The organism is Brevibacterium sp. R8603A2, assembly GCF_023072605.1.
In the GTDB taxonomy this organism is placed as follows: domain Bacteria; phylum Actinomycetota; class Actinomycetes; order Actinomycetales; family Brevibacteriaceae; genus Brevibacterium; species Brevibacterium pityocampae.
Window position 1 is genome coordinate 50,543 of the sequence record NZ_JALLGN010000005.1, and the last position, 12,767, is coordinate 63,309.

The window sequence follows — 12,767 nt, forward strand, 5'->3', positions numbered from 1 at the left end:
TGACCGTCGGGATCGCCGGGACCGAGGCGCCCAGCCGGGTACGAGGCCGTGGGACGTGGCCGGCGAACACACTGTTCCTGCTGGTGAGCGCCCGTGTCCGTGGGTCGCGCTAGCGTGGGTGGCATGAAGCAGGAGCAGGGAGTCCGCACCACCGGCGATGTCGCCGCGGTGCGTGACGCGCTCGCTGTGCTGGAGGTGGTCGGATCCGAGTCCGAGGCGATCGACCGGGTCCGCGTGCTCGAGGAGCTCAAGGCCGCGGCGACGGCCGCCCAGGCCCGCGCCGTGATCGCTCTCGACCGACTGCGGAACGAGACCGAGGCCGCCCGCGGGTTGGAATCGACCGCTCGGTGCCGGGGGCTGGGTGCGGAGATCGGGTTGGCCCGGCGGGAATCCCCGGCCCGAGGCGCCCGCTTCCTCGGCCTCGCCCGATCCCTCGATCGGGACCTGCCACGGACGTTCGCGGCACTGACCGCTGGAGCCGTGTCGGAGGAGAAGGCCCACGTGCTCCACCGCGAGACGTCATGGCTGCGCGGGGAGAAGCGTCGCCAGGTCGATGAGCTCATGTCCGACCGGTTCGAGCAGACCGGAGTGCGCCGGCTCGGGGCAGAAGCCCGCGCCCACGCCCAGCGTCTCGACCAGGATGCCGCGGTGGAGCACCTCGAGCGCACGGTGAAGGAGCGTCGGGTGAGTGTGCGGCCGACCCCCGGTGGGATGGCGTACCTCACTGCGCTCTTGCCGATGCCGCAGGCGGTGGCGGTGTACGCCACCTTGCAGAAGTCCGCGGCCGCTCTCGTCGGCACCGGAGAGGCCGGGGGACGAACAGTGGCGCAGCGGGCGGCTGATCTCCTCGTCGAGCACGTCACCGGGCAGACGACAGCTGAGGCCGTGCCGGTCGAGGTGCATCTCGTCATGACCGACGCCGCGCTCGTCGGAGAAGGGGAGGAGCCGGCGTGGATCCCGGGCCACGGGTCGGTCCCTGCGGGGACCGCCCGCCGCATGCTGCGCGACAGCGAGGCCGGGGTGTTCCTCCGGCGGCTCTTCACCACGCCGGACAGTGGCCGCCTGGTGGGAATGGATTCGCGGCGACGGGAGTTCACCGGACTGCTGCGGCGGATGGTGATGCTCCGGGACGACGTGTGCCGCAGCCCCTTCTGCGATGCGCCGATCCGACACGTCGATCACGCGCAGCCGCACCGGGACGGCGGGGTCACGGACTTCACGAACGCCTCCGGGCTGTGCGCGGCATGCAACTACGCGAAGGAGAACCCCGGCTGGACCCACGACGCGACACCGGATGTGCTCGCAGTGCGCACCCCGACCGGGCACGAGTACACGGTCGACACTCCGCCGGTGATGATCACCCACGCCGATGTCGTCGCTCCGTTGCAGTCCGCGGTAACGGGAGCCCGTGCGGACCCGTCACGAGCAGGTCCGTCACCTGCAGGTCCGGCCGGGGAGCGCCTCGACGATGATCGCTCTCCGCCCGGCAGGATCCTCAGCATGGCCGAGCACCTGCTGCGGTCCCGGCTCGTCGAGTTCCCTGTTGCGTCGTGATGCCGGTTGCAGGATGCAGCTGTCGTGACGTGCGCGGCGGAGGTCGGTCTGTCCCGGTGTTCGCATGGTTCAGAAGAGCACCCGAGGCTCAGCCGATGTAGTAGAGCGCTCCGAACCCCTCATCCGACCACCGGCGGGTCGTATCGCGCAGGTGGACGAAGTACTGCCGGCAATACTCGCCGTCACCCGCGCGATACTCTTCTCCACGCTCGAATAGATCGTTCTCATCGACGGTGGCGTAGTCGTCGGCGGCTATTCGCACATACGGTGCAGGAACGACGCCGAGGTAGGGGTCCCAGCCGTAGTCGGTTCCGACGAACGAAACGTCGCCGCTCAGCAGGAGCAGACCCGGCCGCGCGAGCGAATGAGCCGCGACGGGACCCCGCAGCTCATCCGGTATCGGCGGGCTCTCCGAGAAGTACCACTGCAGTTGCCTCCACGCCTTATCGAGGTACAGCTCGCCGATTCGAGGAGTTCCCGGAGCGGTGTGCTCCCATTCATGTTCGCGGTGGTCCAGCGCGTGAGCGCATTCCAACGGGTTCGCTCGGGCGTACATCAGGTCGAGTTCAGTGCGGAGCGGAAAGGCGCGGTATCTGATTCCCATGAGCACAGTGTGACCGGGTTCGGATCGTCGTGCAGGCGTTTTCCACAGGCTGTGGATTCAACCTCCCGGTTCTTCGCACCGGCCAGATGTGCGTTAGACTCTCACTGCACGCGGGCGTAGCTCAATGGTAGAGCGCCAGCTTCCCAAGCTGGATACGCGGGTTCGATTCCCGTCGCCCGCTCTCTTCATGCCCTGAGGCGCCCGACATCGGCTGCACAGCCGCGGCCGGCGTGCTGATCTCCAGCTGCGGGCTCGTCGTCCTCGCCCAGTGGCGTCTGCACACCCGCCGACTGCTGATGCTCGTACCATGACCGAACCATCGCAGTATGCGGCGCCGCCGGCACCGCGCTCCTCGAGAACCGGCGGCCCGATCGGTCTCGTCGCTGTCATCCTCGCCGGTCTCGCGTGGGCATTCACTGTGGCGCGGTCAGTGGGACTGTACCTGTTCCCACTGCTGGCACCCGATTTCTCTGGGTCGTTCGAGCTGTACGGTCTGTTCGCGTTCGTGAGCGCGATCGTCATCCTCGTCACCGCTCTCGCCGCACTCGTCTGCGGGACCATCGGTCTGGTGCGGGTGCGGCCCCGTCGCTCGCTGAACGTCATCGCCACGACGATCGCCGCACTCATCGTGTTCGACACCGTGTTCTTCGGCGTCCTCGGCTTGTCGACCGGTTTCCTTGCAGGGAGGTTCTGAGATGACTGACGCGACTCCGGAGTTCTGGCCCGCAGATCCGCATCCGGGCGCGTACTCGGGCCCTGCGCCGCACCATCCGCCGCTCGCTCGCTTGCTGTTCGGCGCTTCCCTGGGCATCAGCGCTGTGGTCCTTGCGGCGCTGGCGTGGCTCGTCGAGATCGGGTACAGCGCGGTGCTCCAGCTGCTCCCGGTGGTCATCGACGGGCCGATCGATTTCAACACCTACGTCCTCTTCGGTCGGACAGGGGTGATCGTCAGTGTGATCATCGCGTTGGTCGCCCTCGTCCTCGGGATCGTCCACCGTGCCCGCGTCCGACCTCGCAGGCTGCTCGTCGTGGTCGCGACAGCGGTCGCCGCCTACACGTTCGTGAATGTTGTGGTGCACGCCACCCTCACCATGATCGCCGGCACGCTCAACGGCGGCCCATGGAGCTTCTGACACCGCGGCGCTTCTGACACTGTTCGGATGATCCCCGAGCGCCGGGACTCGCCGAACCGCTGTTCAGAGCACCGGTGGGTCGTCCTCGGCGCCCGCCGGCGGGGTCGCGCGAGCAAGTGCATCCCAGTCCGCTTCGAGCAGCTCGGGCAGCCCGTCGACCACGAGGATCGCTCCGGCCGCCTCGAGCTCGGCCGGTCCGAAGCCCCCGGTACGCACTGCGATGCACGGGGCACCCATCCGCGCGGCGGCGACGATGTCGTAGGGGGCGTCGCCGATGACGATCGCGCTCGTCCCGCCCGCCTGCTCGAGCGCGGCCCGGAGGATGTCCGGCGCCGGCTTGGAGGAGTCCGCGTCACCGGATGAGGTCGCGGCGGCGATATCTCGCTCGCCGAGCCCCACCTTTTCCAGTGCCAGGGAGGTGTGCTCGGGACTGCCCGAGGACCCGAGCGCCACGATGAAGCGCTCGCCGAGGAACTGCACGAGCTCGCGCGCACCGGGCAGCGGGCCCACATCCTCGGCGATCTCCTCGTACTTCTCCCCGTGCGCCGTGCGCAGCACGTCGCCGAGCCGCTCCTCGACCTCGGCCCCGGCGACGGCAGTGATGAGCCGGTCGCCGCCCATGCCGATCACCCGGTGGATGCGCCACATCGGGAGGTCGATGCCGTGGTCGTCGAAGGCGCGGTGCCAGGCGATCGCGTGGTGGTACGTCGAATCGATGAGGGTGCCGTCGACGTCGAGGAGGACGGTGTCGTGTGTCATCGCGCGCTCCCTCAGCGGACCGTGAAACCGGCGTCAGGGGCCGACTCGTCGCTCGGCTCCACGTGCACGCCGGCCACCTCGGCCGCGGGCGGTCCGGTGCGGCACCAGTCGATCATCGCGTCGACCGCGGCTCCGGGACCCACGAACAGCGCCTCCACGGTCCCGGTTTCGGTGTTGCGCACCCAGCCGGCCACCCCTCGGGACTCCGCTGCGCGGCGGCACGATTCCCGGTACGACACACCCTGCACCTCACCGGTGACCACGACCCGCGCCGCTCGGTTCTCCGCCTGGTCCGGGGTCTGCTCAGCGTTCGTCATGACCTCCACCCTAACGAGCGGATCCCCACCCGGGGAGGGGGCTCGGGCTGCCCACGTCGACCCGGCCGCCCCGTTAGACTGCACGCGTGACGGACTCAGACAGCATCGACCTCTTCACCCGGACCGTCGGCGACGGGGAGCGCCGCGTCGTGTTCCTCCACGGTCTGTTCGGCCGCGGCAAGAACTTCACCCGGATCGCCAAGGGCCTCGAGCCGGAGTGCACGAGCCTCCTCGTCGACCTCCCGAACCACGGCCGCTCGGACTGGACGGAGGAGTTCGACTACCGCGCCATGGCCGACCACGTCGCCGCGACGCTGCGTGCGGACTTCGCCGCGGCCGGCCCCGTCGACGTCATCGGCCATTCGATGGGCGGCAAGGTCGCCATGGTGCTCGCGCTGCGCCACCCCGAGCTCGTCGACCGGCTCGTCGTCGAAGACATCTCCCCGGTCGGGACCGAGGCCGCGAAATCCCGTGATGCGGAGTCCGATGACGCAGAGTCCGCTGGCGCAGATGACGCCGGGTCGGGCGGGTCCGAGTTCGACCATCTGCTCAGCAGTCTCCGCGCTCTCGACCTCGGCTCCGTGACCGACCGTGCGGCTGCGGACGAGGCTCTCAGCGAGTCGATCCCCACCCGCACGGTCCGCGGTTTCCTCCTCCAGAACCTCCGCAGCGGCGACGACGGATTGTTCTGGGAGCCGAACCTCGAACTCCTCCACGCCTCGTTGCCGGTGATCGGCGGCTTCCCCGACCTCGGCGATGCCCGGTTCGACCACCCGGTGCTGTGGGTCGGGGGGACGCGGTCGGACTACATCCGCCCCGAATACGGGGAGGCGATGCGCGCCCTGTTCCCGCGGACCACGCGGATGATGATCAAGGACGCCGGGCACTGGCTCCACTCGGAGAAGCCCGAGGAGTTCATCGCCGTGCTGCGCGGATTCCTCCTCGACGACAGGGACTGACCCCGGCCACCCCTGGTCGCCCCGGTCACCGCGTCCGGGCGAACTGCTCGTGCGCCCGGGTGAAGAGCTCCTGGAGCACCCGGCCGTGACCGTGGATGCCGTGGCGCAGGACGAACGAGCGCGGCCCGGAGATCGAGCGGTCGGCCGCGGAGAGGATGCGGGCCAGCTTGCCGCTGCCCGCGGTGTGCGCCGCGAACGCCTCCGGGGTGAGGACGATCGTCACGAGGTGGGTCGGCGGCATCGGCCACTTGTGGGCCGCGATGAAGGTCGCACCGATCCGCTCCACGTCGTCCCACGGCAGGAACGCGCGGACCTTCCGGCTGCTGCCGCGTCCGACGACCTCGGCGTAGCCGTCCCGGTTGAGCACGAGGGTGGGACGGTTGACCATGACGATGATGACGGCCGGGATCCCCAGGAAGCCGAAGAAGAACAGCCCGACGAACATGATCAGCGTCATCGGGTTGAACGCGACCCACCACGGCTCCTCCCCGCTGCCGACAGCGACCGCGGTGGTGAACAGCAGTATGCAGATGAGCAGGGTGAACACGACCGCCCCGATGAGCAAAAGCACGAGGCGCCCCGTGCGCGGCGGGATCTCGACGGAGCCCGTGTGCCACAGCCGGCCCCACAGCTCGTCGACCCGGCGGAGCTGTGCCGGCCTGAGTCGCTCACGATCCCTGCTCATGACTCAGGCTCCCTGGGGTCGATGCCCCTGCATGGCAGCGCGGAGGGCAGGGGATGCCATGATCATGAGGGTCTCCTTCTCCGGGGAGCGGTCCGCACGCTGCGGACCCGTCGGATCCGACGGTAGTCCCCGGCCCCGGCGCGGGCAACGCCGACCGGCCGCCATGGTGCGCGGAGCGCCCCGCGTAGCCTGGGCGCATGGGTTTCAGCCGTGCCGAGCTCGAGCGCTTCCGCGATGCCACCGTCCCCGACCTCCTGCCGGAGCCGCTACGGCTGCTGTTCGTCGGGATCAACCCGAGCCTCTGGACGGCGGCGACCGGCGCCCACTTCGCCCGGCCCGGCAACCGGTTCCATCCTGCGCTGCACCGCGCCGGCATCACCGACACCCTCATCGACGCCGCGGACGGGTACACGGAATCCGACCGGGCGCAGCTCACCGGGCGGGGGATCGGGATCACCAACATCTGCCCGCGCGCCACCGCCCGCGCCGACGAGCTCACCCGGGAGGAACTGCGCGCCGGGGCCCGCCGGCTCGACCGGCTCGTGGCCGAGCACGCCCCGCGGGTCGTCGCGGTGCTCGGGATCACCGCGTACCGCACCGCGTTCGAGGCGCCCCGCGCCGTCACCGGTCGGCAGGAATCGCCGTGGCCGGGCACCGCGCTGTTCGTCGCCCCGAATCCGAGCGGGCTCAACGCGCACGCGAGTCTCGACGCCCTCTCAGAGGCCTATCGGGAGATCGCGACGGCCGCCGGGGTCGGCGGGGACTGACATCCCGGTCAGTCATTGACCTGCTCGTTGATCTCCACGGAGTGCACCCCGGTGATGTCGTGGAGAATCTCGAACACCCCGCGGTCCACCCCGCTCTGGCGCGGCGTGAAGCGGAGGTCGGCCTCGATGAGCTTCCCGCTCTCGCCCCGGACCCGGCGGGTGTGGTTGAGCGAGGACTCGTAGCCCTGCCGGGAGGTCGCCTCGAGGATGTCGCGCAGCACCCCGCGACCGTCCTCGTACTGGACGGTGAAGTGCTCAGCGAGCTCGGGGCGCTTGATCCGTTCGACGAGCGCATTCACCACCGTCACGGTGAACAGGTAGAGCACCACGGCGAGCGCGCCGATGAGCGGCATCCCTGCCCCGCACGCCATTCCCACCGACGCGCTCACCCAGATCGAGGCGGCGGTGGTGAGTCCGGACACGACGTTCTGCCGGACGAAGATCACGCCGGCGCCGAGGAAGCCGATCCCGGTGACGATCTGGGCGGCGATCCGGCCGGGGTCCCGCACGGTCTCGTCCTCGACCATCCCCGCGAAGCCGTAGACCGAGACGAGGGTGAACAGGGCGGACCCGAGGCCGACGAGGATGTGCGTGCGCGCTCCGGCGCTCTTGTGCCGGACCTCGCGCTCGATGCCGATGATCGCCGCGAGAACGAAGGCGCAGCCGAGGAGCACCGCCTGCGTCGCGATGTCGCCCGGGATCACGTCGAAGTCCATCGTCTGCCTCCGGTGGGATCATCCTAGGCCCGGCCGCGCGGGCCTTGCGGTATCCGCGCCGGGGTGGAAGATGGGACATCTATGGACACGACGACACGAACCGGGAGCATCTGGTGCGGGATCGATCTCGCGGCGGACCCGCGGAGAACCGGACTCGCGTTCCTCGTCGAGGATCCCGCGGACCACCGCGTCCACATCGACAGCGTGGCCGTCGGTGCGGATGACCACGCCGTCGTGGCCGCCGTGGTCCGCGCCGACCGGACCGGGGTCGACGTGCCCTTCGGATGGCCGCTGCCCTTCGCCGCGCTCATCGCGGCCCACGCCCGCGGAGACGTGAGCGCCGAGCTGCCGACCGGGGACGGGTGGCGCAGGCATTTGGCGATGCGCACCACCGACCTCATCGTCCGCGCACGGGCCGGGGTGGTGCCGCTGAGCGTGTCGACCGACCGCATCGCCCATCCGGCCTTCCGCTGGGCCGCCGTCGCCGCGCGGCTCCGCGCGCACGGCGTCGATACCGCTCGGGATGGAACCGGGTCAGCCTGCGAGGTGTATCCGGCCGCCGCCCTCAAGGTCTGGGGACTTCCGCATCGGGGGTACAAGGGCAGGGACCACGACGCGCGTCGGCGGGACCTCGTCCGCCGGTTGGCGGACATGCTCCCGTGGCTCGAGTGGCACGGGTACGACGAGCTCTGCGCCGACAGCGACGACGCCGTGGATGCGGTCCTCTCGGCTCTCCTCGCGCGCGAGATCGCCGGCGGCCGCTGCCTCCGCCCCGAGCCGGAACAGGCCGAGGCGGCTCGCGTGGAGGGCTGGATCTGCCTGCCGACCGGAGACCCGGCCGCCCCGCCTCACTTCGCCTCGGCGTAGGATTCCACCGTCGCGACGGTGAGCGGGAACTCGACGGGAGCTGCGCCGAACAGCAGCCGTCCGGCCTCGGAGGCCGCCGCGGAGACGAGTGCGCGGATCGCCTCGGCCTCCTCCTCCGGGCCGTGGAGCACGATCTCGTCATGGACGAAGAACACCATCCGGGTCCGCAGGGGTCGCCCGTCCGGGGTGCCGGCGAGGAGCCGCCGGCGCACCCCGCCCATCCAGCACAGCGCCCATTCGGCGGCCGTGCCCTGGATGACGAAGTTGCGGGTGAACCGACCGTGGGAGCGGGTCATCGACCGCGCCCGGGACTCGGCCTCCGCGGTGGACACGTCGGCGACCTGCGCCTGCCAGTCCGCGCTCGGGGCCGGCGAGGTGCGGCCGAGCCAGGTCGCGACGAGACCGCCGCGCTCCCCGGTCCGGGCGGCGGACTCGACGAACTCGAGGGCCGCCGGGAACAGCCGGCGCAGGTGCGGGACGAGCGCCCCGGAGTCCCCGGTCGTCGACCCGTACATCGCGCCGAGCAGCGCGATCTTCGCCCGCGAGCGCTCGCTCACCGCCGACCCGGCCCGCCGTCCGAGCTCCGCGACGCCGAGGTACATGTCGCCGTCGCGGCCCGCCTGCGCGAGCGCCCGGTCCCCGGACATCGCGGCGAGGATGCGCGGCTCGACCTGGGAGGCGTCGGCGACGGTGAGCAGCCACCCGGGGTCGGCGCGCACCGCCCCGCGCACGGTCGCCGGCACCTGCATCGCCCCTCCGCCGTGGGCGGCCCAGCGGCCGGTCACCACCCCGCCGACGGCGTAGGAGGCGTGGAAGCGGCCGTCGCGCACCCAGGCGTCGAGCCAGTGCCAGCCGTTCGCGGTCCACAGCCGCTGGAGCGTCTTGTACTCGAGGAGCTCCGCGATGAGCGCCCGCCGCTCCGCGACCCGCTCACCGCCCTCCTCCGCCCACGCCATGAGGTCCCACTTGCTCGTCGTCCGCACCGGGATCCCGGCGGTGTGGAGCGCCTTGAGCAGCGAGGGCTGGCTGTCCGGGTTGACCCCGGTGACCTGGAGGGTGGCGGCGATCCGGTCCGCGAGCTCCTGCATGCGGGCCGGCCGGGCGCCGTCGGCCGGGCGCGGCCCGAGCGCGTCGGCGAGCAGCGCCTCGTGGAGGTCGCGCCGCCACGGCAGGCCGGCTGAGTGCATCTCGACGGCGATCATCCCGCCCTGCGACTCCCCGGCAAGCAGCAGCATGAGCCGCTGCGGGTGCCGGCTGCCGGCGACGGCCCGCAGCTGCTCGGCGAGCTCCGCGGCGAGCTGCTCTGCCGTGGGCTCGCTCGAGTGCTCGGCGGTCGCGGGGGAGTCGAACAGGGAGCCCTGGGCGGGGTCGACGCGCGGCAGCACGCGCTCCTCGGCGGGCTCGGGCGGGGTCGGATCGAGCTCGACCACCGGCGCGTACTCCACCCCGGTGTGCTCGAAAGCGGCTGCGCCGGCCAGGATCCGCTGGCACAGGCTCAGGTCCCAGCAGCGCGCCGGTTCGAATCCGGCGGCGAGGAGCGGCGGATAGACCCGGGCGGTCTGCGCCCACACCCAGCGGATCGCCTCGGGCCGGGGCGCCTCCGCGGCGAGCGCACGCACGAGGTCCGGCAGCCCGGACTGCGCGGCATCGCGGGAGTCGAGGACCCGGCCGTCCTCGACGAGCAGGGCCCGCCACAGCGGAGATTCGGACCCCGAAGCCCCGGGATCTCCGGTGCCGGGATCTGCGGGGCCGAGGACGATGTGCATCCGTCCATTATCGCCGCGCGCCCGGCCGGGGCCATCACCGCGCGCCCGGCCGGGCCCGGATGCGGGTGCCGCCCGACTGTGACAGGCTCGACGTGGCGCGCCTCACACCGGGCCGCCGCCCACGTCACCGAATCACGGAGGACCCATGACCACCACCGAGATGACCGGACACACGATCGTCGTCACCGGCGCCGGCTCGGGGATCGGCCGCGCCACCGCGCAGCTCCTCGCCTCCCGCGGCGCGCACGTCGTCGTCGCCGACATCGCCGAATCCGCGCACGAGACAGTCGAGCTCGTCACCGGAGCCGGGGGCGAGGCGACCGCAGTGATCGGGGACATCGCCGACGAGCAGGGTGCGAGCGAGCTCATCGCCCGCGCCGCCGAGCGCGGTGACCGCCTGGGGCTCGTCAACAACGCCGGGATCATGGACGACTTCTCCGGAGCCGCCCACGTCGACACCGCGCAGTGGGACAGGATCCTCCGGGTCAACCTCACCGCCCCGATGTTCCTCATCCGCGCCGCCGTCCCGGTCATGCTCGAGCGCGGCGGCGGTGCGATCGTCAACGTCGGCAGCGCGGCATCGCTGCGCGGCGGGGCGGCTGGAGCCGCCTACACCGCGTCGAAGCACGGGCTCATCGGCCTCACCGTCAACACCGCCTACACCTACGCCCGGCAGAACATCCGCTGCAACGCCGCGTGCCCCGGCGGCGTCGAGACGAACATCATGTCCGGCACCGACATGTCCGCGATGAACCCCGAGCACGGCCTCGCCGCGATCACCCCGGTCCACCAGAGCGCGATCCGCAACGCCAAGCCCGAGGAGCTCGCCCAGGTCATCGCCTTCCTCGCCTCGGACGCGGCCTCCGACGTCAACGGTGCCGTGATCCCGGTCGACGCCGGCTGGTCCGCCGGCTGAGCGGCACCCCGATCACCGCGCACCCCGCACCCGCCGGGCCGCACCGGCACACCGTCCCCGCCCGCGGGGAATCGGCGGCGTTCCACTTCGAATCGCAGTGGACGATGCCGGTGCCGCCCGGACGGGTGTGGGAGGAGCTCATCGCCGTCGAGCACTGGCCGGCGTGGTGGCCCGGGATCCGCAGCGCGCACCTCGTCGCCGACCCCGGCGAGGGCCTGCCCGGCCGGACGGTCGCGCTCACCGTGGGCAGCCCGCTCGGGCACCGGCTGCACCTCGCCCTCGAGCTCGCCTCCGCGGACCCGCCCGGCGGCGCGCTCATCCGGGCCGCCGGCGACCTCCGCGGCACCGGACGGCTCACCGCGACCGAGGCGGGCGCGGGCACGGCGCTCACCATCACCTGGTGCGTGGTGAGCCGCCCTCGGCTCGTGCGCGCGCTGCGAGCGCTCGCACCCTGGGCGCACGGCCGGGTCATGGCCGCCGGGGAGCGGGGACTGCGGGAACGGCTGGCCGCCGACTGAGCATCTGCCGAGTGCCGGGGCCGTCCCATCGACAAGGTGCCTTGATGCTGGAAGAGTGGAGGGGACACGTCGATGGGAAGGAACCCGCCATGAATGACACGCCCCGCACCTCCGAGGCCGAGCTCCGCGAGAAGGTCCGCGAGCTCATGAACGACACCCGCATCGCGATGCTCACCTCGGTCGACACCGACGGCACGCTCGTCTCCCGGCCGATGGGCACCCAGGAGGTCGTCGAGGACGGCGACGTCTGGTTCATCACCGCCGCGGACTCCGACATCGTCGACGAGCTCGCCGTCGACTCCCAGGTCAACGTCGCCTACTCCGATAAGTCGAGCTGGGTCTCCCTGTCCGGCACCGCCACCGTGATCCGCGACGTCGCGAAGCAGAAGGAGCTGTGGAACACCTTCACCTCCGCCTGGTTCGACGGCGGAGCCGACGACCCGGCCGTGCGCCTCATCCGCTTCACCCCGCACACCGCGCAGTTCTGGGACTCGCCCGGCGGCGTGCGCACCATGCTCTCGATGCTCACCTCGGCGGCGACGAAGGGCACCCCGAAGGCCGGGGAATCGCGCACCGTCCAGATGTGACCGGCCGGCCCGGCGGCCGCCGCTACCGCTGCTTCTGCGCCTTCGCGGCGGCCTTGCGGGCCTGTTTCGTCGCACGCACCTCGGCGAGCGTGTGCTCGTCGACGACGTCGGCGATCGACAGCCGGGCCTCCGGGGCTCCGTACTCGCCGGCGGCGGCCTCCCAGCCGGCGGCTCGCAGGTCGAACTGCTTGCCGAGCAGCGCGAGGAAGATCTTCGCCTTCTGCTCCCCGAACCCCGGCAGCGCCCTGAGACGGCGGAGCACCTCGGAGCCGTCCGGGTCACCCGCGGTCCAGAGCGCCGCGGCGTCGCCGTCGTAATCACTGCAGATCGCGGCGGCGAGCTTCTGCACCCGCTCGGCCATGGACTTGGGGAACCGGTGCACCGCCGGCTTCTCCCGGAACGCCGCGAGGAACGCCTCGGGGTCCATGTCCGCGACGAGGGCGGGGGAGTAGCCGCCCAGGCGCTCGGCGAGCTTCGCGGGGCCGGCGAACGCGGACTCCATCGTCACCTGCTGGTCGAGCAGCATGCCGGTGAGCAGGGCGAAGGGGTTCTCCGCGAGCAGGGCGTCGGCGCGGGCATCCGTGGACAGGTAGAGATCGCTCATGCCCACCATTGTGCC

At 71.6% G+C, this 12,767-nt stretch carries 16 protein-coding genes and 1 tRNA gene; 10 read left to right on the forward strand and 7 right to left on the reverse strand.

Features of this window, described 5'->3' with window-relative positions; genetic code table 11:
* The first annotated feature begins 123 nt into the window (after positions 1–123).
* On the forward strand, positions 124–1,554 hold the full coding sequence (locus tag MTQ12_RS06210; protein WP_247425168.1) for a DUF222 domain-containing protein: 1,431 nt from the start codon (positions 124–126) through the stop codon (positions 1,552–1,554).
* Between the two features lie 88 nt (positions 1,555–1,642).
* On the opposite strand, the gene MTQ12_RS06215 is transcribed toward MTQ12_RS06210, so the two are convergent.
* Complete coding sequence (locus MTQ12_RS06215; protein WP_137319299.1) at positions 1,643–2,158, reverse strand: hypothetical protein; 516 nt, start codon at positions 2,156–2,158, stop codon at positions 1,643–1,645.
* Positions 2,159–2,268: 110 nt separating this feature from the next.
* On the opposite strand from MTQ12_RS06215, the gene MTQ12_RS06220 reads away from it, so the two are divergent.
* From MTQ12_RS06220 to MTQ12_RS06230, 3 genes are all read left to right on the forward strand, one after another.
* Positions 2,269–2,339: transfer RNA gene (locus MTQ12_RS06220), tRNA-Gly, on the forward strand.
* Between the two features lie 126 nt (positions 2,340–2,465).
* Positions 2,466–2,852 (forward strand): hypothetical protein, encoded by a 387-nt coding sequence (locus tag MTQ12_RS06225; protein ID WP_247425170.1) that lies wholly within the window; start codon positions 2,466–2,468, stop codon positions 2,850–2,852.
* 1 nt (position 2,853) lies between these two features.
* A complete protein-coding gene (locus tag MTQ12_RS06230; protein ID WP_247425172.1) occupies positions 2,854–3,291 on the forward strand; it encodes a hypothetical protein in 438 nt (145 codons plus the stop codon).
* A 63-nt stretch (positions 3,292–3,354) separates the two neighbouring features.
* On the opposite strand, the gene MTQ12_RS06235 is transcribed toward MTQ12_RS06230, so the two are convergent.
* Together MTQ12_RS06235 and MTQ12_RS06240 are read right to left on the reverse strand one after the other, a co-directional pair.
* The gene (locus MTQ12_RS06235) at positions 3,355–4,050 is read right to left on the reverse strand and encodes an HAD family hydrolase (RefSeq protein ID WP_247425174.1); all 696 of its coding nucleotides are present in this window, start codon (positions 4,048–4,050) and stop codon (positions 3,355–3,357) included.
* 11 nt (positions 4,051–4,061) lie between these two features.
* A complete protein-coding gene (locus MTQ12_RS06240; protein WP_247425176.1) occupies positions 4,062–4,367 on the reverse strand; it encodes an acylphosphatase in 306 nt (101 codons plus the stop codon).
* A gap of 86 nt (positions 4,368–4,453) precedes the next feature.
* Between MTQ12_RS06240 and MTQ12_RS06245 the strand changes: the two genes are divergently transcribed.
* Complete coding sequence (locus tag MTQ12_RS06245; protein ID WP_247425178.1) at positions 4,454–5,326, forward strand: alpha/beta fold hydrolase; 873 nt, start codon at positions 4,454–4,456, stop codon at positions 5,324–5,326.
* A 25-nt stretch (positions 5,327–5,351) separates the two neighbouring features.
* Here MTQ12_RS06245 and MTQ12_RS06250 read toward each other — a convergent pair whose 3' ends face one another.
* Positions 5,352–6,011, reverse strand: a complete 660-nt coding sequence (locus MTQ12_RS06250) for a hypothetical protein (RefSeq protein ID WP_247425181.1) — start codon at positions 6,009–6,011, stop codon at positions 5,352–5,354.
* A gap of 197 nt (positions 6,012–6,208) precedes the next feature.
* Between MTQ12_RS06250 and MTQ12_RS06255 the strand changes: the two genes are divergently transcribed.
* Positions 6,209–6,778: a mismatch-specific DNA-glycosylase gene (locus tag MTQ12_RS06255; protein WP_247425183.1), complete on the forward strand. Its 570-nt coding sequence runs from the start codon at positions 6,209–6,211 to the stop codon at positions 6,776–6,778.
* 8 nt (positions 6,779–6,786) lie between these two features.
* Here MTQ12_RS06255 and MTQ12_RS06260 read toward each other — a convergent pair whose 3' ends face one another.
* Positions 6,787–7,494: an MgtC/SapB family protein gene (locus MTQ12_RS06260; protein WP_247425184.1), complete on the reverse strand. Its 708-nt coding sequence runs from the start codon at positions 7,492–7,494 to the stop codon at positions 6,787–6,789.
* An 81-nt stretch (positions 7,495–7,575) separates the two neighbouring features.
* On the opposite strand from MTQ12_RS06260, the gene MTQ12_RS06265 reads away from it, so the two are divergent.
* Positions 7,576–8,361 carry a DUF429 domain-containing protein gene (locus tag MTQ12_RS06265; protein WP_247425186.1) on the forward strand — a complete coding sequence of 262 codons (786 nt, stop codon included), beginning with the start codon at positions 7,576–7,578 and terminating at the stop codon, positions 8,359–8,361.
* On the opposite strand, the gene MTQ12_RS06270 is transcribed toward MTQ12_RS06265, so the two are convergent.
* Complete coding sequence (locus tag MTQ12_RS06270) at positions 8,343–10,127, reverse strand: bifunctional 3'-5' exonuclease/DNA polymerase (protein WP_247425188.1); 1,785 nt, start codon at positions 10,125–10,127, stop codon at positions 8,343–8,345. The genes MTQ12_RS06265 and MTQ12_RS06270 overlap by 19 nt on opposite strands.
* 145 nt (positions 10,128–10,272) lie before the next feature.
* Between MTQ12_RS06270 and MTQ12_RS06275 the strand changes: the two genes are divergently transcribed.
* From MTQ12_RS06275 to MTQ12_RS06285, 3 genes are all read left to right on the forward strand, one after another.
* On the forward strand, positions 10,273–11,043 hold the full coding sequence (locus MTQ12_RS06275; RefSeq protein ID WP_247425190.1) for an SDR family oxidoreductase: 771 nt from the start codon (positions 10,273–10,275) through the stop codon (positions 11,041–11,043).
* An 11-nt stretch (positions 11,044–11,054) separates the two neighbouring features.
* Complete coding sequence (locus MTQ12_RS06280) at positions 11,055–11,561, forward strand: SRPBCC family protein (protein ID WP_348983856.1); 507 nt, start codon at positions 11,055–11,057, stop codon at positions 11,559–11,561.
* An 89-nt stretch (positions 11,562–11,650) separates the two neighbouring features.
* Positions 11,651–12,148: a pyridoxamine 5'-phosphate oxidase family protein gene (locus tag MTQ12_RS06285; RefSeq protein ID WP_247425194.1), complete on the forward strand. Its 498-nt coding sequence runs from the start codon at positions 11,651–11,653 to the stop codon at positions 12,146–12,148.
* Positions 12,149–12,170: 22 nt separating this feature from the next.
* Here MTQ12_RS06285 and MTQ12_RS06290 read toward each other — a convergent pair whose 3' ends face one another.
* Positions 12,171–12,752 (reverse strand): HhH-GPD-type base excision DNA repair protein, encoded by a 582-nt coding sequence (locus tag MTQ12_RS06290; RefSeq protein ID WP_247425197.1) that lies wholly within the window; start codon positions 12,750–12,752, stop codon positions 12,171–12,173.
* Positions 12,753–12,767: the final 15 nt, after the last annotated feature.

Bases quoted from the DNA above. Each gene is read 5' to 3' on its own strand.
- MTQ12_RS06260 (WP_247425184.1), bottom strand. From the start codon at position 7,494: ATGGACTTCGACGTGATCCCGGGCGACATCGCGACGCAGGCGGTGCTC.
- MTQ12_RS06255 (WP_247425183.1), top strand. From the start codon at position 6,209: ATGGGTTTCAGCCGTGCCGAGCTCGAGCGCTTCCGCGATGCCACCGTC.
- MTQ12_RS06275 (WP_247425190.1), top strand. From the start codon at position 10,273: ATGACCACCACCGAGATGACCGGACACACGATCGTCGTCACCGGCGCC.
- MTQ12_RS06250 (WP_247425181.1), bottom strand. From the start codon at position 6,011: ATGAGCAGGGATCGTGAGCGACTCAGGCCGGCACAGCTCCGCCGGGTC.
- MTQ12_RS06270 (WP_247425188.1), bottom strand. From the start codon at position 10,127: ATGCACATCGTCCTCGGCCCCGCAGATCCCGGCACCGGAGATCCCGGG.
- MTQ12_RS06240 (WP_247425176.1), bottom strand. From the start codon at position 4,367: ATGACGAACGCTGAGCAGACCCCGGACCAGGCGGAGAACCGAGCGGCG.
- MTQ12_RS06215 (WP_137319299.1), bottom strand. From the start codon at position 2,158: ATGGGAATCAGATACCGCGCCTTTCCGCTCCGCACTGAACTCGACCTG.
- MTQ12_RS06225 (WP_247425170.1), top strand. From the start codon at position 2,466: ATGACCGAACCATCGCAGTATGCGGCGCCGCCGGCACCGCGCTCCTCG.
- MTQ12_RS06265 (WP_247425186.1), top strand. From the start codon at position 7,576: ATGGACACGACGACACGAACCGGGAGCATCTGGTGCGGGATCGATCTC.
- MTQ12_RS06210 (WP_247425168.1), top strand. From the start codon at position 124: ATGAAGCAGGAGCAGGGAGTCCGCACCACCGGCGATGTCGCCGCGGTG.
- MTQ12_RS06285 (WP_247425194.1), top strand. From the start codon at position 11,651: ATGAATGACACGCCCCGCACCTCCGAGGCCGAGCTCCGCGAGAAGGTC.
- MTQ12_RS06230 (WP_247425172.1), top strand. From the start codon at position 2,854: ATGACTGACGCGACTCCGGAGTTCTGGCCCGCAGATCCGCATCCGGGC.
- MTQ12_RS06290 (WP_247425197.1), bottom strand. From the start codon at position 12,752: ATGAGCGATCTCTACCTGTCCACGGATGCCCGCGCCGACGCCCTGCTC.
- MTQ12_RS06235 (WP_247425174.1), bottom strand. From the start codon at position 4,050: ATGACACACGACACCGTCCTCCTCGACGTCGACGGCACCCTCATCGAT.